The 23,196-nt window shown below is 72.1% G+C and carries 20 protein-coding genes, 1 pseudogene and 1 riboswitch; of the genes and pseudogenes, 13 read left to right on the forward strand and 8 right to left on the reverse strand.

Annotated elements, in window-relative coordinates:
• The first annotated feature begins 165 nt into the window (after positions 1 to 165).
• The 5 genes from H8R17_RS14935 (at position 166) to H8R17_RS14955 (ending at position 7,375) form a co-directional block, all read left to right on the forward strand.
• Positions 166 to 1,395, forward strand: coding sequence for a DegT/DnrJ/EryC1/StrS family aminotransferase (locus H8R17_RS14935; protein ID WP_187823666.1), 1,230 nt, complete (start codon positions 166 to 168; stop codon positions 1,393 to 1,395).
• Between the two features lies 1 nt (position 1,396).
• Positions 1,397 to 3,775, forward strand: coding sequence for a lipopolysaccharide biosynthesis protein (locus tag H8R17_RS14940; RefSeq protein ID WP_187823667.1), 2,379 nt, complete (start codon positions 1,397 to 1,399; stop codon positions 3,773 to 3,775).
• Between the two features lie 227 nt (positions 3,776 to 4,002).
• Entirely contained in the window at positions 4,003 to 5,838 is a 1,836-nt protein-coding gene (locus H8R17_RS14945) for a glycosyltransferase (protein WP_223125057.1), read from the forward strand.
• A complete protein-coding gene (locus H8R17_RS14950; RefSeq protein WP_223125042.1) occupies positions 5,835 to 6,239 on the forward strand; it encodes a hypothetical protein in 405 nt (134 codons plus the stop codon). Before H8R17_RS14945 ends, H8R17_RS14950 begins: the two co-directional genes overlap by 4 nt.
• A 23-nt stretch (positions 6,240 to 6,262) precedes the next feature.
• On the forward strand, positions 6,263 to 7,375 hold the full coding sequence (locus tag H8R17_RS14955) for a glycosyl hydrolase (protein ID WP_316959404.1): 1,113 nt from the start codon (positions 6,263 to 6,265) through the stop codon (positions 7,373 to 7,375).
• Between the two features lie 73 nt (positions 7,376 to 7,448).
• Here H8R17_RS14955 and H8R17_RS14960 read toward each other — a convergent pair whose 3' ends face one another.
• The 3 genes from H8R17_RS14960 to H8R17_RS14970 form a co-directional block, all read right to left on the reverse strand.
• On the reverse strand, positions 7,449 to 8,204 hold the full coding sequence (locus tag H8R17_RS14960; RefSeq protein ID WP_187823668.1) for a polysaccharide deacetylase family protein: 756 nt from the start codon (positions 8,202 to 8,204) through the stop codon (positions 7,449 to 7,451).
• 83 nt (positions 8,205 to 8,287) lie between these two features.
• Complete coding sequence (locus H8R17_RS14965) at positions 8,288 to 9,634, reverse strand: glycosyltransferase family 2 protein (RefSeq protein WP_187823669.1); 1,347 nt, start codon at positions 9,632 to 9,634, stop codon at positions 8,288 to 8,290.
• Between the two features lie 29 nt (positions 9,635 to 9,663).
• Entirely contained in the window at positions 9,664 to 10,728 is a 1,065-nt protein-coding gene (locus H8R17_RS14970) for a GNAT family N-acetyltransferase (RefSeq protein WP_316959405.1), read from the reverse strand.
• A gap of 205 nt (positions 10,729 to 10,933) precedes the next feature.
• On the opposite strand from H8R17_RS14970, the gene H8R17_RS14975 reads away from it, so the two are divergent.
• Positions 10,934 to 11,740, forward strand: a complete 807-nt coding sequence (locus tag H8R17_RS14975) for an HAD family hydrolase (protein WP_187823671.1) — start codon at positions 10,934 to 10,936, stop codon at positions 11,738 to 11,740.
• 20 nt (positions 11,741 to 11,760) lie between these two features.
• Here the strand turns inward: H8R17_RS14975 and H8R17_RS14980 are convergent, their stop codons facing one another.
• Entirely contained in the window at positions 11,761 to 12,516 is a 756-nt protein-coding gene (locus H8R17_RS14980) for a LysM peptidoglycan-binding domain-containing protein (protein ID WP_187823672.1), read from the reverse strand.
• A gap of 3 nt (positions 12,517 to 12,519) precedes the next feature.
• A riboswitch (cyclic di-AMP (ydaO/yuaA leader) is annotated at positions 12,520 to 12,657 on the reverse strand.
• A gap of 522 nt (positions 12,658 to 13,179) precedes the next feature.
• Here H8R17_RS14980 and H8R17_RS14985 point away from each other — a divergent pair.
• The 4 genes from H8R17_RS14985 (at position 13,180) to H8R17_RS15000 (ending at position 17,702) form a co-directional block, all read left to right on the forward strand.
• Entirely contained in the window at positions 13,180 to 14,190 is a 1,011-nt protein-coding gene (locus tag H8R17_RS14985; protein ID WP_187823673.1) for a polyprenyl synthetase family protein, read from the forward strand.
• A gap of 265 nt (positions 14,191 to 14,455) precedes the next feature.
• Entirely contained in the window at positions 14,456 to 15,736 is a 1,281-nt protein-coding gene (locus tag H8R17_RS14990) for a DUF2092 domain-containing protein (RefSeq protein ID WP_187823674.1), read from the forward strand.
• 48 nt (positions 15,737 to 15,784) lie between these two features.
• Positions 15,785 to 16,813 (forward strand): ABC transporter ATP-binding protein, encoded by a 1,029-nt coding sequence (locus H8R17_RS14995; protein WP_187823675.1) that lies wholly within the window; start codon positions 15,785 to 15,787, stop codon positions 16,811 to 16,813.
• Positions 16,800 to 17,702 carry an ABC transporter permease gene (locus H8R17_RS15000; RefSeq protein ID WP_187823676.1) on the forward strand — a complete coding sequence of 301 codons (903 nt, stop codon included), beginning with the start codon at positions 16,800 to 16,802 and terminating at the stop codon, positions 17,700 to 17,702. Before H8R17_RS14995 ends, H8R17_RS15000 begins: the two co-directional genes overlap by 14 nt.
• On the opposite strand, the gene H8R17_RS15005 is transcribed toward H8R17_RS15000, so the two are convergent.
• Complete coding sequence (locus H8R17_RS15005) at positions 17,692 to 18,420, reverse strand: amidase family protein (protein WP_399476738.1); 729 nt, start codon at positions 18,418 to 18,420, stop codon at positions 17,692 to 17,694. The two genes, H8R17_RS15000 and H8R17_RS15005, sit on opposite strands and share 11 nt — an antisense overlap.
• A gap of 168 nt (positions 18,421 to 18,588) precedes the next feature.
• Entirely contained in the window at positions 18,589 to 19,095 is a 507-nt protein-coding gene (locus tag H8R17_RS15010) for a DUF6668 family protein (protein WP_187823677.1), read from the reverse strand.
• A 199-nt stretch (positions 19,096 to 19,294) separates the two neighbouring features.
• On the opposite strand from H8R17_RS15010, the gene H8R17_RS15015 reads away from it, so the two are divergent.
• Entirely contained in the window at positions 19,295 to 20,692 is a 1,398-nt protein-coding gene (locus H8R17_RS15015) for a tetratricopeptide repeat protein (protein ID WP_187823678.1), read from the forward strand.
• A gap of 7 nt (positions 20,693 to 20,699) precedes the next feature.
• On the opposite strand, the gene H8R17_RS15020 is transcribed toward H8R17_RS15015, so the two are convergent.
• Positions 20,700 to 21,647 carry a M28 family metallopeptidase gene (locus H8R17_RS15020; protein ID WP_187823679.1) on the reverse strand — a complete coding sequence of 316 codons (948 nt, stop codon included), beginning with the start codon at positions 21,645 to 21,647 and terminating at the stop codon, positions 20,700 to 20,702.
• A 104-nt stretch (positions 21,648 to 21,751) separates the two neighbouring features.
• Positions 21,752 to 22,219: a VOC family protein gene (locus tag H8R17_RS15025; protein ID WP_187823680.1), complete on the reverse strand. Its 468-nt coding sequence runs from the start codon at positions 22,217 to 22,219 to the stop codon at positions 21,752 to 21,754.
• A 21-nt stretch (positions 22,220 to 22,240) separates the two neighbouring features.
• On the opposite strand from H8R17_RS15025, the gene H8R17_RS15030 reads away from it, so the two are divergent.
• Positions 22,241 to 22,852 (forward strand): ABATE domain-containing protein, encoded by a 612-nt coding sequence (locus H8R17_RS15030; protein ID WP_187823681.1) that lies wholly within the window; start codon positions 22,241 to 22,243, stop codon positions 22,850 to 22,852.
• Positions 22,853 to 22,932: 80 nt separating this feature from the next.
• Positions 22,933 to 23,172, forward strand: a pseudogene (locus tag H8R17_RS46710) (MFS transporter); the annotation flags it as partial.
• Positions 23,173 to 23,196: the final 24 nt, after the last annotated feature.

Below are 23,196 nucleotides of genomic sequence, written 5' to 3' on the forward strand. Positions count from 1 at the left end.
CGGAACGGGTGGTCGACGGGCAGCGCTCTGCCGCAACTTGCGTTCCGGAAGTTATCCACAGGCCGGTACGCAATCTTGACGGAGCGGTGCGAACAGGGAGACTCTGGGCGGGTGCCGGAAGGCCTCGGGGGAGGGGGCGATTCCGATGGCACACCAGGGGGGCGGATGGCCATTGGGGAGGCCGGCCCGGGATCGGCGCTGCTTGGCTCGCGGGCGAAACGGCTCGAAGAGACCATGCGCGCACGACTCGGCCGGGAATGCGTATATGTACCGTCATGCCGGTTCGGGCTGTTCGTGGCGCTGCGCCACTGGTGCCCGCCCGGCGGCCGGGTGCTGATGTCGCCGGTCAACGACGATGTGATCTTCTTCGTGGTGCTCGCGGCCGGACTGCGGCCCGTGCAGGCGCCGTTGCAGCCGTGGGACGCGTCGACCGACGTCGACGCCGTGCCCGACGCGGTGTGGGGTTCGGTGTCCGCCGTACTGACGACGAACCTGTACGGCAATCCGGACGCGGCGCCCGAACTGCGGGCGCGGTGCGACGCGCTGGGGATCCCGCTGTTCGAGGACGCGGCGCACGCGATCGGCAGCGAGGCGGGCGGGCGGCCCGTCGGGGCATGGGGCGACGCCTCCGTGTTCAGCCTGTCCAAGCACGTCGGCGCGCAGGCCGGAGGCATGCTGTCGCTCGCTGACGCGAGGCTGCGCGAGACGCTGGAGAAGACCTGCGTCGAACTCCTCGCGCCGCGCAGGACGACGTCCGAACTCGCCTATGCCGTCCGGCCGTACGCGGAGGCCGCCGTGCGCAGGCTCGGGCTGCGGCGCGCCGCGTGGGCGACGCTGCGGCGGCTGGGGAGGGTCGAGCGCGAGGAGATCCGGATGCCGCTGCGCCCGCAGGCGCTGGCCCGCGCCGTCGCCGCGGGGCCCGGTCTCGCGGCGCACGATCCGTGGGTGCGGGTCGACATGCACGACTACCGCCTGGAGCCCGGCCGGATGCGGCTGGGCCGGATCGGACGCAGGCTGGACCGGCTGGAGGAGGTGCTGGCGGACTGCCGGGCGGGCACGGAACTGCTGCTGTCCACCCGGTGGGCGGGACCGGGCCCCGCGCATGGGGTGCAGCCGCTGTTCCGGGTGCCGCTGTTCGTGGCGGACCGGGACGCGGCGATCAGGGCGCTGGCGCGGCGGGGGATCGTCGTCGGGTATCTCTACGACCCGCCGCTGGACGACTACGCGGGCGCGGAGTTCACCGACCTCTCGCCCGCGCCGGACGGGGCCCGCTGGTTCGCGCGGCACGCGCTCCCCGTGGACCCGCGGCGGGCCCGGGAGGTCGTCGAGGTGCTGGAGCGGTCCGGGGCACTGCCCGCCGAGACACCCGGAGGGCTGGGGCCGATCAGTGGCTGACATGCAGGTGCACGAGACCGCCGCGCCGTCGGCCGACGGCGGTGCGCAGCCTGCCGGGAAGGAGTCCGGCTCCGACTCGCTGTTCAAGAACGCGTACTTCCTCATGCTGAGCACCGGCGTGTCCGCCGTGCTCGGGCTGGGTTTCTGGCTGGTGGCTGCGCGCTACTACTCGGAGGACGCCGTCGGCCAGGGCTCCGCCGCGATCGCCGCGATGCGGCTGCTCGCCAGCATCACGGCGACGACGATGATCGGCGCCGTGGTCCGCTTCGTCCCGCGCGCGGGACGGGAGACGGGACGACTGGTGTGGGGCGCGTACGCGGTCAGTTCGCTGATCGTCGCGGTGGCCGCGCTCGTCTTCCTGCTCACGCTCGATCTGTGGGGGGCGTCGTACGCGCCGCTCGGCACCCCGGTGGCGGGGGCGGTGTTCGTGGCCGCGTGCGTGGCGTGGGCGCTGCTCACGCTCCAGGACGGGGTGCTCACCGGGCTGCGCAAGGCCGAGTGGGTGCCGGCCGGGAACGCGGTGTTCTCGGCCGGAAAGCTGGTCCTGCTGGCCTTCTTCGCCAGTGCGCTGCCGGTGCTGGGCATCTTCGTGTCCTGGGCCGTGGCGATCGCTTTCTCCACGCTGCCGTTGGGCTGGCTGATCTTCCGGCGGCTCATACCGCGCCAGGCCGCCGCCGAACGCGACAAGGAGCCCCCGAAAATCCGTGACATGGGCCGGTTCCTGGCCGGTGACTCGCTCGGTGCGCTGTTCAGCCTGGCGATGATCAACCTGCTGCCGGTGATGGTCGCGGTCCGTTTCAGCGCCGCCGAGAACGGCTACTTCTACGTGGCGTACACCGTCGGCGGCACGATGGAGTTCATGGCCATCAACATGGCCTCCTCGCTCACCGCGCACGCCTCGCACGACCCGCGCCAGCTCGCCGACGGCGTCCGTGGGGCGCTGCGCCGCATGACGCTGCTGCTGGTGCCGGTGGTGCTGGTCCTGGTGGTGTTCGCGCCGCAGATCCTCGCGCCGTTCAGCCCGGACTACGCCGAGCACGGCTCCACGGTGCTGCGGCTGCTCGCGGCCGGGGCGCTGCCCAGGGTCGTGGTCGAGCTGTACATAGGAGTGCTGCGGGTCCAGGGCCGCACCGGGGTGCTCGCCGCGCTCCAGGGCGCCATGTGCACGCTGGTGCTGGGCAGCGCGGCCGTGCTGTTCACGCCGGCCGGGATCGCGGGCGCCGGGTGGGCGGTGCTGCTCAGCATGACGGTGATCGCCGTCGTCTCGGTGTTCGGCCTGCGCTCCGCGCTGCGCGGCTCGCAGGACAGGTCCACTGGGCTCGCCCGCGGATCGGTCACTGCGTCCTACGGCACGCACTGGGCGCGGCTGAACGCCACCGCCGGGTACGGCACGAGCTGGGCCCGCCGGGCGGCGTACGAGCACCGGAGCCCCGAAGAGGACACGGTCACGCTGTTCATCGGGCATCCCGGTTACGAGCGCGAGGCCCTGGAGGCGGACACGCTGGCACTGATCGTCCGCCCGAACGAGGACGACGCCGACCGGCACCGTGCTGAACTGGACGAGGGCGAGAAGGCGCTTGCCGGTCCGGGGGAGCTGGAGGCGCCGGGCCGGCGGGGTACGGCTGGGGAAATCGCCCGGGGCGGGGCCGGTGGGAGTGATCGTGCCGGGGCTGGGGAGCGGGCGGTGTCGGGCAGTGCGGGCGTGGACGGTGATCGTGCTCGTGCCGACGCTGGTGAGCGGTGGCTGCGAGGGGTGCTGTGGGGGCTGGTTGTTGTTGCCGTCGGGTTGTTCTGTTTGGCGGTGCGTGGGTTGTCGTGGCTCGGTGGGGGCTCGCCCGAGGGTGAGCTGACCGGGCGTCGGCTGCTGGCGGGGCTGCCGCTCACCGCGCTGGTGGCCGGGGGGCTGCTGCTCGTGGTGTTCGCCGCCTCGGTGACGCTGTGCGCGCGGCGCGAGCCGTGGCTGCCCGCGACCGCGCTGGGCGTATCCCTGGCCGCCCTGTACGCCGCGCCCGCCGCGCTCGGATGGGAACCGCGGCCGGTCGGCGGCGCGTTGTATTCGGAGACGGCCGGTTTCCTCGCGGACGCGACCGGGCTGGGCGGGCCCGAGCCGTTGCTGCGCTGGGCGCCGCCCGTCTTCCAACTGCTGTGTCTCGTGCCGCTGTGGCTGCTGCTCGCGAGCGTGGGCGGCCGGCTGACGTGGGCGGGACGCTGGGGGGTTGTGTATCTCGTCGCGGTGGGCGGCTGGGTGTGGCGGGAGCCGCTAGCACCGGTCGCGCTGCCCCTGTTCGCCGTACTCGTCCTGTTCCTGCTGATCGGCCGTGCCGCGTCGGCGACGGTGCTCCGGCACCGCAGACGGCCGAACGGCCGGTCCAGGGACTGATCAAGCTCCAGAGCCGCAATTCCAGGGGGGAACCGTCAGTGCGTCCGCCAGTAACTGCACAGGAGAGATCCGCGCCAGAGCCCGCACCGGGACCGCGGACGCCGGACGCCCAGCCGGTGCCATCGGACACCGGGCCGACACCGTCGGACGCCGTGCCCGAGGACCGGCCGCGCCGTTGGCCGGCCGGCCGGAAGGAACAGGCTGATCAGGCGGACCAGACCGGCCCGATGGGCCAGGCCGACCCGACGGACCAGACCGTGACGGATCTGTCCGATCTGCCGCCCGTCTGGCCGGGGCGCGGGCTGTTCGTCTGGCCGGCCATTCCGCTGCTCGGGGCGCTGGCGCTGTGGGCGTACGCCGTGCGGCACACGAACGTGTCCCGGCTCGACGACTTCGGGCTCGTCACCGCGCTGCACCCCACGTTCTGGCTCGGCCTCGTCCTGCTCACGGCGGGCTTCTGGTTCACGCTGCGCGCCCCGCGCCACCGCAGAGGCTGGCCGGGGGCCTACGTCCTCGGCCTGCTGGTGATGGAGCGGGCCACGCAGGCCGTGCTCTACCCGACCCCGCTGTACTCGTGGGCGTGGAAGCACGACGAGGTCATCGACCACCTGCTGACGTCCGGGCAGCTGCAGACCGCCGAGCAGCTCGGCGACATGGCCGTGTACGACCAGTGGCCGGGCTTCTTCGCCGCCCAGGCGGCGCTGGTGCGGCTGCTCGGCGTGGACTCCGCGGCGATGTACATGGCCTGGTGGCCGCTGGCCTCAAGTCTGCTGCTGCTTCTGCCGCTGCTGCTGATCTACCGCACGTTCACCCAGGACCGGCGGCTGATCTGGACGGCGGTCTGGCTGTTCTGCGTCGGCAACTGGGTCGGCCAGGACTACTTCTCCCCGCAGTCCATGGCCTTCGCCCTGCACCTCGCCGTGCTGGCCGTCGTCCTGCGCCGGTACGGCCGTTCCGGCGGACCAGGCGGGTCGCAGCGCCCGGCCGTGTGGACGGTCGTCCTCACCCTGCTGGTCGTCGCGATCGTCATCTCGCACCAGCTCACCCCGGGCATGCTGGTCGTCTGCCTGGCCGCCCTGTGCCTGACCCGCCGCTACCGCAGCTGGTTCCCGGTCATCACGACCGTCGTGATCTTCCTGGCCTGGTGCCTGACCGCCGCGCTGCCCTTCCTGTCCGCCGCGCTGCCGGAAATGATCGCCTCGGTCGGCGATGTCGGCGCCAACGTCGAGACCGGGTACGGCGCCACCCCGACCGGCACCGGAGCGGTGGCGACCTCCTGGGCGGCCCGGCTGCTGTCGGCCTCCGTGCTGCTGCTCGCACTGGTCGGCGTGCTGCGCCAGCGGGTGCTGCGGCACCGGACGATGCCGCTGCTGCTGCTCGCCTCGGCCCCGCTGCCGATGTTCGCTGCGAGCAGCTACGGCAGCGAGATGATCTTCCGGGTGCTGATGTTCATGCTGCCCGGCGCCGCCTTCTTCGCCGCCGCCGCGCTCCTGCCCAAGGTGCGCACGCTGGCCGCCGACGCCGCGCGGGAATCGGGGACCCGGCAGAACGACGTCCGCAGCCGACTGCGCCCAGGCGTCTGGGTACCGCTCCTCACGCTGCTCGCCGGCACGCTGGCCTTCGTGCCCAGCTACTCGGGCAAGGACCGGATCAACTACTTCCCGCCGCAGGAAGTGGACCTCGTCCGCCGGCTCTTCGACCGCGCGGCCCCGGGCTCGCTCGTGGTCGCCGCCGACCGCAACTACCCGCTCGCGTACGCCTCGTACTGGAACGTCGACCACTACTGGTTCCTGGAGGACGACCGCCGCCATGTCGACCAGATCCTGAAGGACCCGGCCGCTGTCCTCGCCGGCGACATGGCCGGGGTCGAGCCGCCGGGCCGGGCCTACTTCCTGCTCACCCAGGGGCAGCTCGCCGACTCCGAGATGAACGGCATGCTCGACGAGGCCCAGCTGAACCGCGTCCGGGAGGCGATAGCCGCCTCACCGCGGTTCCGGCTCGTGGCGGAGAACAGCGCCGGCGTGGTCTACGAACTGAGGCCGGCGGGAGGAGTGGAGCGATGACGGTGACCCCGCAGGACCTCGTGGTCCGGATACTGCCCCCGTTCGCCGGCTGGCTCGCCCTCGCCGCGCTCGCGCTGCCCGGCGCGTCACCGCTGCGCGGGGCGGCCGTGGTGGTGTTCCTGGCGGCGGGGCCGGGCGCGGCCATGGTCAGAGTCTGCGGTCCCGCGCTGCGGGCGCGGCCCGCCGAAGGGCCCGTCGAGCGCCGGGACCCGGACTTCGCCCGCCACTCCGACCTGCTGGAGCAGGCGATGCTGATCGTCTTCCTGAGCGTGACCGCCGTCATGCTCGTCGCGACGGTACTGATCGCCACGCACGTCTTCAGCGCGCAGCACGTGCTGCTGACGCTCACGCTGCTGACCACGCTCGCCGCGTTCTGCCCGCCGCTGCGCGCCTCCCCATAACGGACACGGAAGGGTTCTGCTCAGTGAGGTTCGCCCGTCCCTTTCGCCACCGCAAACCCAAACCCCGTGAACGACGGCCCGTCGTCGCCCTGTTGCCGGGCCGTCGCCGCCTGCTGATCACCTCCAGCACGGTGGTCTGCGCGGTCCTGGTGGCCGTACTCGCCCTGCGCAACGCCTCCGGACCGGCGGGGCCGGACTCCGGGCCGGGCGGGCAGTGCCGGCCCACGGCACTGCTCGAACCGCCGTGCGGCGCGTGGTTCGGCGCGTTCGTGCCGCACGACCGGGACGACCTGGGGCAGAAGGTGCGCGCCTACGAGGAACGCGTGGGCCGCAAGCTCGACATCGTGTACACGTACCACGACATGTCCCTGGCCGAGGGCGCCCGCCGCGAGGGCCAGCTCCTCACGCCCGAGGAACAGCGCGTGGGCAAGGACCACCTGCTGCTGCTGTCCTGGGAGAGCAAGTGGTGGGGCGGCACGAAGAAGCAGCAGCCGACCTGGCAGCAGATCGCCTCCGGCGCGCTCGACGACTCCGTCATCGACGTCCAGGCCCGGCGCATCAAGGACTACGGCAAGAAGGTCTTCCTCTCCTTCGACCTGGAGATGGACACCCGCACGCCGGACAACGGCACGCCGGAGGAGTACGTGAAGGCGTACCGGCACATCCACGACCGGTTCCGAGAGCTGGGCGTCGACAACGTCGTGTGGACGTGGATCACCACCGGGTACCTGAACCACGCCGACGTCATAAAGCGGATGTACCCGGGCGACGAGTACGTCGACTGGGTCGGCTACAACCAGTACAACTACTACCGCTGCCACGACACGAACTGGCTCACCTTCGCCCAGACCCAGAACGCCACGCACGACTGGATCCGCGCGCACATCTCCGACGACAAGCCGCTGATGCTGTCCGAGTTCGGCACCGCGGCGGACGCGGACCGGCCGGACCGGCAGGCCGAGTGGTACGCGCAGGTGCCCCGGGTGCTCAAGGGCCTGGACGGCGTCAAGGCGGCCCTCCAGTGGAACTACCGTGACCCGGGGCCGCACTGCGATCTGGCCCTGGCCAACGACCAGGCCTGGGACAGCCTCCGCAAGGCCGCCGCCGACCCGTACCTGAACCAGCCGCTCAAGTAGCCACCTGATCCGGCCGCTCAAGCAACCCGCTCAAGCAACCCGGACAAGCAACCCCGAACCAGCAGCGGCCGGCTCAGCCCGCGAACTCGGGCCCGCGCACCGCCGCGCGGCCCCGCCGGTACCAGCGCCACGCGATGGTCTTCGGCCCGTCACGGTACGGCGCGATCCGTGCGCCGCTGCCCGCCAGCCAGCCCTCGACGTCGGCGACGGTGTGGCTGCGGCGCACGATGAGCCGGGCGATGCGGTAACGCTCGTCCCGGTCCGAGCTGAGCGCGTGCCGTACGGCGGTCGCGGTCTCGTAACCCAGGCGGGCCGCCATGGCCCGTACCCGCGGGCTGTTGTAGCCGTGCGGGTAGGCGAGGTGAGGGACCGGGTGGCCGAGGGTGTCCTCCAGCATGGCTTTGGAGGTGCGCAGTTCGTACGCCAGGGCCTTGACGGACAGCGTGTCCAGCTGGGCGTGGGTGACGGTGTGGCTGCCGATCTCCATGCCGGAACGTTCCAGCTCCGCCGCGCGGTCCAGGGTCATCATCGGCGCGGGCGGCAGCAGACTTCGGCCGCCCGGGGTGATGGCTCCGGTGGTGAGATAGACGGTGGCGCACAGCCCGCGTGCGGCCAGCGCCTCGGCGGTGGGTCCGGGCAGGTCGGCGAACCCGTCGTCGAACGTGAGCAGCACGGGCCGCGGCGGCAGCGGCGTCCGCCCGGCGAGGTGGTCGGCGACCGCGCTGATGGTGACGGGAGTACGTCCGCTGTCGACGACGGCGTCGAGATGCGCGGCGAACTGCCCTGGCGTGACGGTGAATTCGGCGATCCACGCGGGCGGGTCGTCCATCACGGTGTGGTACAGGAAGACGGGTATGCTCCCGCGGCCCGCCACTCTGCCGTCCGTCCCTCTGTCACCCACAGCGGACTTGCTCATCGTGACCCCCCACCGACCGAACCACTGCGCGCACCCGCACCCCCGGCACCCGAACCCCTGAGAGCACGCCGCGCTCGCAGATACCCCACCGGCCCGTACACCATCCCCCGCCGTTGCAGCCGGGAGAGCCGTCGTGGCCACGGATGGTCGCGGGTGCCGTGCTCGCCGGGCGCCCCGCCGCCCTCCGTGTCCCGTACGGCGGTCAGGGCACGGGCGTGCGCAAGGCCGCGCGGCAGGCGGGCGAGGAACGCCGGCAGCAGCGTGGGCTGGTTCACCAGGACCGCCGTGAGGTAGGCGGTGAGGCCGGCGCCGTAGCCGTACGCCTGGGTCTCCAGGTCGGCCCAGGTCTCCCGGTGGTGGTGCCACACCAGCGCCCACGGCGTGTAGCGCAGCCGGTGTCCCTTGGCGAGGACGCGGACGAAGCCGTACAGGTCGTCGCCGCCACGCGCGCGCGTGCCGGCACCGGTGGCCGGGTCGAAGCCGCCGACGGCACGCAGCACGTCCGTACGGAAGGCCATGTTGGCGCCCGAGCCGAAACGCCCCGCGGTGAACGGGAACAGCGGCTCGTCGGCGGGCGGGTCCGCCGGGTCGTACGTGCGGGGCGCGAAGCCCTTGGAGAAGCCGCCGTGGCTCTCCAGCAGCACCTGTGCCGGGGTGCGCAGCCGCGCCGGCAGGATCAGGCCCGTCGCAGCGCCGAGCCCGGGGTCGGCGGCGAAGGGCGCGGTCAGCTCGGTGACCCAGCGGGGGTCGGCGACGACGTCGTCGTCCGTGAAGGCGACCACCTCACCGCGCACGGCCGCGAGCCCGCTGTTGTGCGCGGTCGCAAGGCCTGCCACCGGCTCGCACACGTACCGCACGCGCTCGTCGTACTTCCGCTCGACCAGCTCCCGCGTCCCGTCCGTCACCGGCGCGTTGTCCACGACGACGATCTCGAACCGCGGATGGTCCTGCGCGAGCAGCGAGTCGAGCGCCCGCGCGAGCTGCCCGGCCCGCTCCCGGGTGGCGACGACGACACTGGCGTACGGCGGTTCGACACCGGCGTACGGCGGCCCGGCGGTCACTGCCTCCGGAGCCTTTCCGGCCCCCGCGCCCAACGCCTCCCGCGCGAGCCCCGCGAGCACCGCCCCCGGATCAGCCTCCTCCGGCACCCTCCCCACCATCGTGCCGACCGGCCGCCCATCCCGCCTGACCAGTATGAACACCTCGCCGTGCGTCACCGGCGGGCTCCCCGGACCGGGTCTGAGCACCGCGTCGGCACCCTCCAGATCCAGCTCGGCGACCTGCACCGGCCTGATGCTCAGGAACCGGCGTATCTCCTCCTGCACATCCGCTGTACGGGACATGCGGCCTCCCCCTCATGTGACCCCGGTTGTCAGGCCCGGCGCAGCCGCGCCGCGCCCTTGAGCGTCCGCGACGCCAGCGACGCCAGCCGCGGCCGGCCGCGCACGAAGCTGTGCGCGCGGCGCGCGGGCTCGCGGCTCAGCCAGTACAGCGCGGCGCCCACCCCCACGCGGGTCGCCGCGCCTTCGTACACCGGCAGTTCGCCCGTCTTGAGCGAGTCCTTGTACTCGGCCGCGCCCCGCCCCATGTCGAGCATGCCGATGCCCTCGGCCGCCGCCGCCTCGGCCATCCGCAGATGCAGCACGAGACCCGGCGAGTACTTCGCGAACTCCGGGTCGTACGCCGGGAACCAGCAGGCCAGCACGGACGCCGAACGCAGCCCGAAGTGCGCGGCGACGGGTCGCCCCGCGGCGTACAGCACGGAGAGCGTGCCCGTGCACTGCTGCGCCCGCGTCTCGGCGAGCCGGCCGACCAGCTGGCTGATCCAGTCCTGCGCGAACCGGTCGCGGCGGCCCGTCCGGCGGTACTGGGCCGACTTCCAGCCCATCAGCGTGCGCAGCGCGGCCGGGTCGCGTTCGTCGAACACGAACCGCACCTCGCCGGCCTGACGGCCGAGCCGGCGCTCCTTCGCGAGAGTCGTCTTCAGGAACTTCGGCGACTGGACGCGTAGCACGGACTCGTAGGTCTCGTAGCCCTTCTCCATGTCGATGACGAAGGTGGCGTGCTCCTCCGCCGCGTACGGCACGAACAGCCGCTGCTCCGCCTCCAGGTTGTCGAAGGCGAAGCTGGAGAGCGAGCAGGCCCGCAGCAGCCGGCCGGTGTCCGGCACGAGACCGGGCCGCAGCACCGCGCCATGGCAGTCCGACACCCCGAGCCCGATCGCCCGGCCCTGCCCCAGCGGCCCCCGTTCGAACGGCAGGAAGCCGGCCGTCTCACCGCCCTCCCGCAGCACGGCCACTCTGGCCTGCGGCCGCACGTGGCCCACCGCCTCGGTGAACTCCGGTTCCATGAACGGGTTGCGCGGCGCCTCGGACAGGGCGCGCAGCTCGCGCCACCGTTCCCTGTCCCCCTCGCCGAGTTCCCCGGTCCTCAGCACGCGAATGCGCCCATTGCTCAACCTGACCCCCCGATCAGTCCCCCCTGAACACTTGGAAGGTACCGCCCGGGAGCACCCGGACGGTAGGTAGCGGAGCATGTTGTTGCCAACCGGTGCAGAAGCCTTTTACCGGCCCCCTACCAGCGATGCCGGAAACCGGCCACCACGGAACGGGAGCACCTCCGGGTGTACCTATCCTCTGATCATGGCCGCACCCCTCGCATATTCACTCGTCGCCACCGACCTGGACGGAACGCTCCTGCGTGGCGACGACACCCTCTCCGACCGGTCCGTCGCCGCGCTCGCGCGGGCGGCGGACGCCGGCGCTCAGCACCTCGTGGTGACGGGCCGCCCGGCGCCGCGAGTGCGGCCCCTGCTCGACGACCTGATGTGCGGGGGGCTCGCAGTGTGCGGCCAGGGCGCGCAGGTGTACGACGCCGGCGCGGACCGCCTGCTGTGGTCGGTCACCCTGGACCGGGAGCTGGCCGAGACCGCGCTCGGCAAGATCGAGGCCGAGGTGGGGCAGGTGTACGCCGCGGTCGACCAGGACGGCGTCGACGGGCTCACGCTGATCGAGCCGGGGTACCTGATGCCGCACCCGACCCTGCCCGCCGTGCGGGTCGGGCGGCGCGATGACCTGTGGTGCGCGCCGATCAGCAAGGTGCTGCTGCGCCACCCCGACCTGTCCGACGACGAGTTGGCGGCGACCGCGCGCGAGGCGGTCGGCTCGCTGGCGACGGTCACCATGTCGGGTCCGGGGACCGTGGAGCTCCAGCCGTGCGGCATCACCAAGGCAACCGGGCTGGCGCTGGCCGCCCGGCACCTGGGTCTTGGCCCGGCGCGGACCATCGCCTTCGGCGACATGCCGAACGACATCCCGATGTTCGACTGGGCCGGTTACGGCGTCGCGATGGCCAACGCCCACCCCGAACTCAAGGCGGTGGCCGACGAGATCACCCTGTCGAACGAGGACGACGGCATCGCCGTCGTCCTCGAAAGACTGTTTCCGTGAACCTGCGCTCAGGCCGTGCCTCAGTACGGGCCGAACACGTTGTCGATCGACCCGTACCGCTGGGCCGCGTAGTTGCACGCGGCCGTGATGTTCGCGACCGGGTCGAACGGGTCCCACGACGTGCCGTCCACGTGGTAGGCCTGGAAGGTCGGGTCGATGGTCTGGAGCAGGCCCTTGGACGGGGTGCCGGCGGCGGCGTTGGAGTCCCAGTTGTTGATGGCCTGGGGGTTGCCGGACGACTCCCGCATGATGTTGCGGTAGATACCGTCGTACGACCCGGGAATTCCCTTCTGCGCCATGATGTCCATCGCCTCGTGGATCCAGCCGTCGAGGTTGTTCGGGTACGTCTTGGCGGAGGCCTGGGTGGCCTGGGCGACGGTGGACTCCTTGGGGGTCGTGGCGGCCTTGTCAGCCGTCTTGCTCGGCGTGCTCGCCTTCTTCGTCGTCCTGACGGTGAACTCAACGCCCGGGTGGATCAGCCTCGGGTTGTCACCGACGACCGCGCGGTTGTCCTTGTAGAGCTGTCGCCAGCCGCCCGGTGTGTCGTACTTGTGGGCAATGCCATAGAGGGTGTCGCCCTTGACCGTCTTGTACGTGACGGATCTGACCTGCGCTGCGGCCTGCGCGGCGGCGGGGGCCTGGGACGGCTGTGCGGCGCTCGCGGTGGTCGCGCCCAGAAGCGGGAGGGCGAGCGCGGCGGTGCCGGTTCCGGCTGCGACGACGTGTCGGATGAGCGGGTTGGTGCGCGGGCGGCGGTGCTTGCCTCGTCGGGCCATGGTGATGTTCCTCTCCGGCGCCTGCGAGGTGAGCTGTCGGGTTCGGGCGGGAGATGCCCGGCCGCGCCTGGGCGCGGCTTCACCCCGAGCCGTTCCGGTGCGGCGTACGTCGTACGCCGTCCGGTCCGGCGGCTTACCTGGGTCCCCCGCTCCTGCCGTGCGCGAGTACGTGTCTCGGGTCGATGGGTGTCCGGGCGGCGGCAGGATTCGGCGTCCGCCCGACAGGCCGGGAACGTATGCGAGAGCACATGTCCGAAACAAGTACGGAATTCACCTGACGTGCCAGTTGACCTTGATCTGTTGTTTACGAGGCACTTGATCCTTTGCGGTTGCCAAGTCTCAACTGGCGCTCGAGGCAAGGGCGAAGAGGGAGGCCGGGTGCCGGGAATGCAGGTGCGGGAAAGTGACCCAATTCACGAGAGAACAATCATTCATTAAAGGTGGCAAATAGGGCGCAAGGTCCATTGTTGCGGTAAGTCGGTAAATAACCCTTCGTATCAGATGGTCAAAATCTTGCCTGGTGTGATCCGATACCGCCCGGCCTGTAACGGTGGGCGCTCGCGGTGATCGAAAGCTGACCGGATACGCTGACTTGAGTGACGGCAGAGACCTATCGACAAACCGCGTAATCGCCAGCAGACACCAGCAGACAGGAGACCCCTCGTGACCGTCGTCGGGCCGTTCGGGCTGAGCGTGCGGGACCAGGCTCTGGAAGCCGATGTCCAGGCCGGATTGGCGGCTGTCGATGAAGGGCTGCGCGAAGCCACCAAGAGCGAGGTGCCCTTCATCACCGAGGCCGCCCAGCACCTGGTGCGGGCCGGCGGCAAGCGGTTCCGGCCGCTGCTCGTGATGCTCTGCGCACAGTTCGGCGACCCGTACGCACCGGGGGTCGTGCCGTCGGCCGTCGTCGTCGAGCTGACCCACCTCGCCACGCTGTACCACGACGACGTGATGGACGAGGCCGCGGTGCGCCGCGGGGTGCCCAGCGCCAACACCCGCTGGGGCAACTCGGTCGCCGTCCTCACCGGCGACTTCCTCTTCGCCCGTGCCTCGCAGATCCTCGCCGACCTCGGGCCCGAGGCGGTCCGGGTGCAGGCCGTGGCGTTCGAGCGGCTGGTCACCGGGCAGATCCTGGAGACGGCGGGGCCGCAGGACGGGCGGGACCCGGTCGATCACTACCTGGACGTGCTGGGCGGCAAGACGGGCTCGCTGGTGGCGGTCTCCTGCCGGTTCGGGGCGATGATGTCCGGTGCCGACGAGACGGTCGTGGACGTGCTGAGCCAGTACGGCGAGCGGCTCGGCGTCGCGTTCCAGCTCGCGGACGACGTCCTGGACATCGCCTCCGACTCGCACGAGTCCGGCAAGACGCCCGGCACCGACCTGCGCGAGGGCATCCCCACGCTGCCGGTGCTGCGGCTGCGGGAGCGGGCGGACCGGCTGGGGCTGACCGAGGACCGCGAGCTGTGCGAGCTGCTCGACTCCGACCTGAGCGACGACACCCGGCACGCCGAGGCCCTGCGCCTGCTGCGGGCGCACCCCGCGCTGGAGCAGGCGCGGCGGGACACCGTGCGGTACGCCGAGGACGCGCGCGCGGCGCTGGCCCCGCTGCGGGAGTGCGACGCCAAGGTCGCCCTGATGGAACTGTGCGACGCCGTCGTGCACCGGGCCGGCTGAGCAAGCCTGAACTGTGGCGCACTGCGCATTGGGTCGGACGACCCCTACGGGGTGGGGGAGGCAACGCCCCCTCGTGTCATACCGCAGCAGTACACGGAGTTGAGTCCGCGGGCTGACGAATCCGCCTGGCCGATTTGGTCAGATGGACACCACGGAAAAACACCACTCCTCACCGATTCGGGTGAGAATGGCGGCTCGGGGTGGACCAGTGCACGGACGCGAACAAGACGGTACAGCCGCCGCCGACCACGGAGGTAGGGCACACATGGCACCGTACGAATCCGATGACAACACGACCGCCGGGGAGGCCGACGACCTGCGCGCGGCGCGGCGACGCAAGGCCGCGCGGTACGTCGTCCCGGTCACGGTGATGGGGGTGGCGGCCGCGACGATCGGGCTCGTGCCCGCGATCGCCGACTCCGGTGACCCCGACCTTCCCGGCATCTCCGCACAGCAACTCATCGAGAAGATCGCGCAGTCGGACGTGCAGCAGCTGTCGGGCACGGTGAAGATCAGCACGAACCTGGGCCTGCCGGACCTCGGCGGCCTGGAGGACAGCCTGATGTCCGGCGCCATGCGGGGCGAGCGGGGCGGTGCGGGCGGCGAGGGCGGCTCCTTTGCGGACCCGTCGGCCAAGCTCATGGAACTGGCCAGCGGCACGCACACCGTGCGCGTCGCGGCCGACGGACCGGACCGGCAGAAGGTGTCGCTGATCGAGGACGCCGCCGAGTACAGCCTGATCCACAACGGCAAGAACGTCTGGGGCTACGACAGCAAGTCCAACGAGGTCTACCACGGCACCGTCGACGACAGCGCCGCCAAGAAGGGCAAGGACAAGGGCGGCAAGGGCGGCAAGGCCGACAAGGGCAAGGAGCTTCAGGCCCCGGCCACGCCCAGGGACTTCGCCGAGGAGGCCCTGAAGGCGGTCGACGACACCACGTCCGTGACCGTCGACGGCACTGCGCAGGTCGCCGGACGGGACGCCTACAAGCTGCTCGTCGAGCCGAAGCAGTCCGGCTCGACGGTCGGCGCGATCAGCGTCGCGGTGGACGCCAAGACCGGTACGCCGCTGAAGTTCACGCTCACCCCGGCGAGCGGCGGCGCGGCGGTCGTCGACGTCGGCTTCACCCAGGTCAGCTTCGCCAAGCCGGCCGCCTCGACCTTCGACTTCGCCCCGCCCAAGGGCGCGAAGGTCACCGAGGGCGAGAAGGTGGAGAAGGCGCCCGGGCACGCCCCGAAGTCCCACGCGCCGAAGTCCGGGGAGGACCTCGGCAAGGGCCTCGACGGCATGAAGATGCTCGGCGAGGGCTGGAACTCCATCGCCACCTTCGACACCGGCGGCAAGGGCATCCCCTCCGGCACAAAGGCCGGCGGCGAGTTCGGCGGGTTCCTGAACTCCCTCGGCGACAAGGTGAACGGCAAATTCGGCTCGGGCAGGGTCTTCTCCACCCGCCTGGTCAACGCGCTGATCACCGACGACGGCAAGGTCTACGTCGGTACGGTCACCAAGGACGCCCTGGTGAAGGCCGCCAACGCCGGCAAGTAGGTACGGTGAGACGGTGACCTGACGGCCGTACGAGAATCGAGGAAGCCGATGGGCGAACCGTCCGCCACGGAGCCGGGCGCGTCGAGCGCGGCTGCGGGGCCGGGTGCGCCGGGCGAGGGTGGCGGCCCGGGGGTTCCGAGCGCGGGAGACGGCGTCATCGCCACCCGCGCGCTCACCAAGCGCTACCGCGGCGGACAACTCGCCGTGGACGGCCTCGACCTGAGCGTCCCGGCGGGCAGCGTCTTCGGCTTCCTCGGTCCCAACGGCTCCGGCAAGACCACCACCATCCGCATGCTGATGGGGCTGATCGAGCCGACTTCGGGCACGGCACGCGTCCTCGGGCAGCCCATGCCCCGGGCCACGCGCGCCGTGCTCCCGCACGTCGGCGCCCTCATCGAGGGACCCGCCCTGTACGGCTTCCTCTCCGGCCGCGACAACCTCCTCCGGTACGACGCCGCCGACCCGACCGCCAACCCGCGCACCCGGCGTGAGCGCGTCGCGGCGGCACTGGACCGGGTGGGGCTCGCGGCCGCCGCGGGCAAGAAGGCCAAGGCGTACTCGCTGGGCATGAAGCAGCGCCTCGGCCTCGCCGCGGCGCTGCTCCAGCCGCGCAAGCTGCTCGTCCTCGACGAGCCGACCAACGGCCTCGACCCGCAGGGCATGCGCGAGATACGCACCCTGATCAGGGAGTTGGCCTCGGACGGCACGACCGTCTTCCTCTCCTCGCACCTCCTCGACGAGATCGAGCAGGTCTGCACGCACGCCGCCGTCATGGCCCAGGGGCGGCTGATCACCCAGGGCCCGGTCGCCGACCTGGCCGCCGGGGCGCGCGGCCGGCTGGTGGTGACCACGCCGGACCCGGGCGAGGCGGCGAGGGTGCTGAAGGAACAGGGCGTCGGCGATGTGGTGGTGGCCGAGGACCGGGTGACCGGCGAGGCGCCGGAGCGGGATCTCGCCGAGGTGAACGCCGCGCTGGTGACGGCCGGGGTCCGGGTCCGGGGCTTCGGGGTCGAACGGGCCTCGCTGGAGGACGCGTTCGTGGCGCTGACGGGGGAGGGGTTCGATGTCGCGGGCTGAGGTGGTGCGGGGCAACCGGTCGCAGGCCGAGGCCCTGCGTCCGGTCAGTGTGCTGTGGACCTTCGGCCTGCTGCGCAGCGAGTTGCTCACCACGTTCCGGCGCTGGCGCACCCTCGCGCTGCTCGGGGTGCTGGCCTCCGTACCGATCCTCGTCGGGATCGCCGTGAAGATCGAGACGAGCGACGGCTCGTCGGCCGGCGGCGGAGGCGGGGGCGGTGGCCCGGCGTTCATCTCGCAGATCACCAACAACGGCCTGTTCCTGGTCTTCACCGCGCTCGCCGCGACGCTCCCCTTCTTCCTGCCGATGGCGATCGGCGTGATCGCCGGGGACGCGATCGCGGGCGAGGCCAACGCCGGAACGCTCCGCTACCTCCTGGTCGCCCCCGCCGGCCGCACCCGGCTGCTGCTCACCAAGTACGCGACCGTCATCGCCTTCTGCCTGCTGGCCACCCTCACGGTCGCGGTCTCGGCGCTGGCGGTCGGGGCGCTGCTGTTCCCGCTCGGCGACCTCACCACCATCTCCGGCACGCAGATCGGCTTCGCCGAAGGCCTGGGCAGAGCCCTGCTGATCGCCCTGGTCGTCGCCGCGTCACTGATCGGCGTCGCGGCCCTCGGCCTGTTCGTCTCGACGCTGACCAACAGCGGCATCGCGGCGATGGCGACGACCGTCGGGCTGCTGATCACCGTCCAGATCCTCGACCAGATCCCCCAGCTCCACGCGCTCCAGCCGTACTTCTTCTCCCACTACTGGCTGTCCTTCGCCGACCTCATGCGCGAGCCGGTCTACTGGGACGACCTGACGAAGAACCTCGGCCTCCAGGCCGTGTACGCGGCGGTGTTCGGCTCGGCGGCCTGGGCACGCTTCACGGCGAAGGACATCACGGCCTAGTTCTGGCAACGGATGCGCGGCGAGATCGACCACTGCTGCTCCACACAGTGGGCGTCAGCAGCAGCCGCGCCTTGCTGTCCTCCAGGCGGAGCGGGGCACGTGGCCGTGCGAGCCGTGCGACACCGCCGTCCACGAGCGGTGCCACCACGGCACGCGCGAGGGCGACGGGCTCCGGGTCGGGGGCGGCGAAACCGAGGTCGGGGGACCAGAGGGCGGTGACGGGGAAGGAAGCGGTGCCGTCAGGCGTTCCCGACACCGCCCGCCACCAGGCCGCCGCGTCCGTCGCCGAGCGGGCGAGGATGCCGGGTGCCGTGAGGCTCGCCCGGTCACGGTTCGTGGTCTTCAGGCCGACGCACCACGCCGCCGGGATCCGTACCGACCCGGCCCCGTCGCTTCCGGTCGCGAGCGCTACGAGGCCGGCCGCCACCGCTGCCGCCGACCCGGCCGAGGAGCCACCCGGTGTGCGGTCGGCGCGCCATGGGTTGACGGTACGGCCATGGGCGCCGAGTCCCCAGGTCTGCCAGGGCGTTCCCGGCGCGGGCACGGACGTGGCGCCCACGGCGACACACCCGGCCGTGACAAGCGGGCCCGCCGTTCGCAGTCCGTGCCGCCCCTTCACCGCGATCGGCACCCCCGCCAGCGGCAGCGCCTCACCTGCGCCGACCTGGGCGTCCACCTCGGACGCCCGCCGCAGCGCCGCTTCCCGCCACACCTCCACGAACGCGCACAGGTCCGTCCGCCCGCTCGATCCGGTCGAGCGCCGCCGCGACCACGTCGACGGCCCGCAGCGTGCGCGACCGTACGGCGGAGGCGATCTTTTCGGCGGATCCGGGGAGCCCGTCGGCGGGCCGCCCGGGGGTCCTCTCGGTGGGAGCCGGCCCTGTCGTCAGTGGGGTGCTCCCGTGAGGCGGGCCAGGGCGTGGGTTTCGCGGGGTGGGTGGCCGGTCAGGTCGCCCAGGCGCCAGGCGGGGACCCAGGGGACGCGGTAGACGTCGACGGTCTGCTCGATCGCCTTGATCCGGTGTGCGAGCGGACGGGGCAGCCGTCCCGGGGCATCCGCCACCAGTACGACCGCGTCCAGGTCGAGGCCCGCCGGTACGTCCCCGTGCCGGAACGACTCCACGGCACGTACCACCGACTCGAGACCGGCCGCGTGGGTGCGGGCGACGAGGAGTACGGACTGCGGATCGCCGGGGCCGGGCCAGACGCGGCCGGAGTCGTGGCCGCCGTAGAGCGTGGCGAGCGTGGAGACGCCGGCGCCGCCGTGCGTGGCGACCCAGGAGAAGCGCCGGGGCCTCGTGGAGGAGGGCGCGCGGTCCGGCGGTGCGGGCTCGGCCCCCTCCACCGGTCCGCGGATCCAGATCTCCGGTCCCTGCCGCATGCCTGTCTGCATGCCCGCGCTCCTCCTTCTCACCCTCGTCCGCCTCTCCCCGTCCGCCGATCCTCACGGGCCCTTGAACTACGCGGAACGGGGCATGCGGTCCTTGGGACGAGCCTGTGACAACGCGGTGACGAGAGCGCCGCGCGCGGCCGGAGAGACTCAACAGTAGGTGTATACGACCGGCTCTCGACGTCGGGGGAGTGAGGGGACGATGGCTCGACTGGGCCGCGAGAAGAAGCGGGAACAGAAGCGGACGGTACCTGCGGAGGCCCCGCAGACGCCGATCGAGGTTCACGTCCCCTCGGTTCCCGGTGGCTCCACCGTGGGTACGGGCGGTGCGGGCAGCGCGTTGGTCGGCGGAGTCCCGGTGGTCGCGGCGCCCGGCGAGGAGGTCCAGCATGCCGTCCTGAACCGCCTCCACCAGATCGCCCGGGCCGCCGGGCACCCCGTCCTCGCCACGGTCCACGACGAGCGCATCGGCTACGTCGTACCGCTCCGGGTCGACCCGGACGGCTCCAGCCACTTCACCGCGGAGCCCCTCCGCACACCGGGCGCCCCCGAGCCGGCGTCCGACGCCGCGCCGTCCCGGCGACCGGCGGCGGACCATCCCACCCATGTCCTACGGTCCCTGCCGGTACCGCCAGGATCGGAACACGTACGGGACACCGCGCAGACGTTCCCCATGAGGGCCGTACCGGAGCCGCCCCGGCACGCGCAGGGCGTGCCGGGCACGCCGCCCGCACCGGCCTCGGCAGGCCCGCCGGAGGACCAGTCCCCGGGCACGGTCGCGCCCCCGAAGGGCGAGTTCGGCCCACCGCCGGTGATGGACGCCCGCCCGCACCCCGCCGTCCCCGAGACCGACCACGCCCCGGGACCCGTACCTGCACCCGAGGGCCCCACCGACCGCGCACCCGTGCCTTTCCCCCCGCCCGAAGCCCCGCGCGCCCCGCAACCTCTCCCCACCCCCGAAGCCACACGCGCTCCCCACGCCCCCCGCCACGACCGCTCGGCAGAGCATCTGGCCGTCTCCGACCTCGTACCGGACGACCCCAAACCCACCCCCGCGCGCGGCTTCGACGCCGTGGCCGAGGCGGTGCTCGGGGACGAACCGCTCACCGCGCCCGGTGACAGCCCGGCCCCCGCGCGGCTCGCGGAGCCGGTGGGGCGGATCAACGAGGCCGTGCGGGCGGGGCGGACCGACGTGGCAACACGGCTGGTGGAGCGGACGGTCACCGAGGCGTCGGCGACGTTGGGGCCGGAACACCCGAAGGTGCTCCGGCTGCGCGAACTCGCCGCTTACATCGCCTACTTGGCGGGCGACCCGGTCCGCGCCTTCCACCTCTCCCTCGACCTGGTCACGGTGAGCCGCCGCGCGGGTGACGCGGAGGCCGCGTACGGCAACATCCAGAGCGCGGCCACCGCCTGGCGCGCCGTACGTGACCCGGCGCAGGGACTCGACCTGGGACGGGACCTGATCGGCCGATGGACCGAACTAGCGGCCGAGGACGGCCCCGCCGCCGACGACATCGAGGAACTGGAGTCGGCCCGCGCCCGCATGGACCGCCTGACCGACCGCGCCCGCAAGTCAGCGAGCACGCCAGGCAGTTAGGCCCTGCCTAGCCCGACAACTCCCACACCGCATGCGCGATCGCGTCGCTGTTGCGGTCCAGTGCGGTGTCGTTGACGTTGGCGGTCGTGTCGCAGGACGAGTGGTAGCAGCGGTCGAAGGCCTGCCCGGACGTGCCGCCCCACTTGGCGGCCTGCGCGGCCGACTTGGCCCGGCTCGCACCTGTGAACAGCCCGCCCACCGGCACGCCCGCGCTCTTGAAGGGCGCGTGGTCGGAGCGGCCGTCGCCCTCGGTCTCGATCTCGGTCGGGACGCCGAGGCCGGTGAAGTAGTCCTTGAAGGTCTTCTCGATCGTGGGGTCGTCGTCGTAGACGAAGTAGCCCGGGTTCGGCGAGCCGATCATGTCGAAGTTCAGGTAGCCGCTGATCCGGGCGCGGTCGGCGGCGGACAGGCGGCTCACGTAGTGCTTGGAACCGACCAGCCCCAGCTCCTCGGCGCCCCACCAGGCGAACCGCAGGTGCTTGGCGGGTTTGTACCCGGCCCGGGCCACGGCGAGCGCGGTTTCGAGGACGGCCGCCGAGCCGGTGCCGTTGTCGTTGATGCCGGGCCCGGAGCCGACGCTGTCGAGGTGCGAGCCGGCCATCACGACCTGGCCGGTGTCGCCGCCGGGCCAGTCGGCGATCAGGTTGTGGCCGGTGCGGCCGGAGGCCGTGAACTGCTGGACGCTGGTGGTGAATCCGGCTGCGTCCAGCTCGGCCTTGAGGTAGTCGAGCGAGGCCTTGTAACCGGCCCGGCCGTGCGCGCGGTTGCCGCCGTTCGCGGTGGCGATGGACTGCAGCTGCGCGAGGTGGGCCTTGACGCCGGCCAGCGGGATGTCGGGTGCGGCGGCCGGGGCCTCGGGGCTGGGCGCCGCGCCGGCTGTGGAACCGCCGGCCAGTAGCGTGGCGGCAGCGACGACACCGGCCGCCAGCGCACGCCCGGAAACGGAGAGCTTCATGTGGGGGCTCCGAATTCCACGGTGAATGGGGTGCCTGGATGGTGGAGCCCGGCTGAATCCCCGTCAAGAGCGCTATACGGACAAGCCGTTGAGTTGTTGCCGCACTAGTGCACGCAGAACTCGTTCCCCTCCGGATCGGCCATCACGACCCACGCCGTGCCCTGGTCCGCCACCCGCCGCAGCACGTTCGCCCCGAGACCCTCCAGGCGTACGACCTCGTCCTCGCGCGTCCCCTCATCGGGGTGCAGGTCCAGGTGGAGCCGGTTCTTGACCGTCTTCGCCTCCGGTACGCGCTGGAACAGCAGCCGCCGTCCCAGCCCGGTCCCGCTCTCCTTGTCGTACGGGTCGCCGGGATGCCGTACGGCGACCAGGTCCCGGAAGGCGTGCCGGCCGTGGAACTCGACGGTGAACTCGGCCGGTACGGCGCCGGAGTCCAGCAGCTTCTCGATGAGCGCGTTGTTGTCCTCGACCTCGTAGTGCAGCGCGGAGGCCCAGAAGTCGGCCTGCGCCTGCGGGTTCGCGCAGTCGATGACGATCTTCCAGTGGAGCGGGTGCGGTGTGTTGTCGGCCATGTAACCACATATATTAGTTACGTGAGTGAGCGTGCAACGGAAACGCCGGGGCTGACGCTGACTTCGTACGGCGGCAAGGTCTTCCGCTTCGACCCCGGCGCCCTGTGCCTGGAGCTGGTGACGACGGGCGGGCCCGGTGCCTTCGCGCGGTACGAGGTGCTGCACGAGCCCGCTGACCTGGTCGTCTGGGCCGGGCGCAGTCGTCTCGCGGACGGGCTCGGCCTCGCCGTGGACGAGGCCGAGCTGGAGCGTGCGCGCACCCTGCGGAACACCGTGTTCCTGCTCGCCGCCGACCGCGCGCACGGCCGCCCGCTGCACCCCGGCCACCTGGACATCGTCAACGCCGCCGCGGCCGAGCCCCCGCTCGTCTCCCGCATCGAGCCGGACGGCACCCGTGCCTGGGCCCCCGGCGCCACGGGCACCCAGCTGCTGTCGACGGTCGCCCGCGACGCGATCGACCTGTTCACCGGCCCGTACGCGCACCGCGTCCGCGAGTGCGGCGCCCACAACTGCTACCTGCTCTTCGTCGACACCTCACGGCCGGGCCGCCGCCGCTGGTGCGCGATGGAGCACTGCGGGAACCGGGAGAAGGTCAGGGCCCACCGGTCCCGCAGGGCCGCTACGGAGAGCTGACCTCGGCCTCCCGCGCGTCGTACGCCGCGCGGGAGCTGCGCGGCTGGTCGGCGGTCCAGACGTCGGTCGCGCTGATCGTCATGGGCTGCGACGCGGTCCTCGCGCCGACGCTCACCCCGAAGCTCGTCGCCCGCTACGGCCACGCCCGCGTCATCGTCGGCGGCTTCCTGCTCGCCGTGCTCGCGTACGCGCTGTTCCTGCCGGTCGGCATGGACTGGTCGTACGCGGCGATGTTCCTGACGCTGCTGCTCGCGGGTGTCGCGTTCGCATTGGCGTACGGGCCGTTGACGATCGCGGCGACCGACGGGGTCGCCGAGCACGAGCGGGGCCTGGCAGGTGGGCTG

Source organism: Streptomyces sp. TRM68367 (assembly GCF_014495685.1).
Lineage (GTDB): Bacteria > Actinomycetota > Actinomycetes > Streptomycetales > Streptomycetaceae > Streptomyces.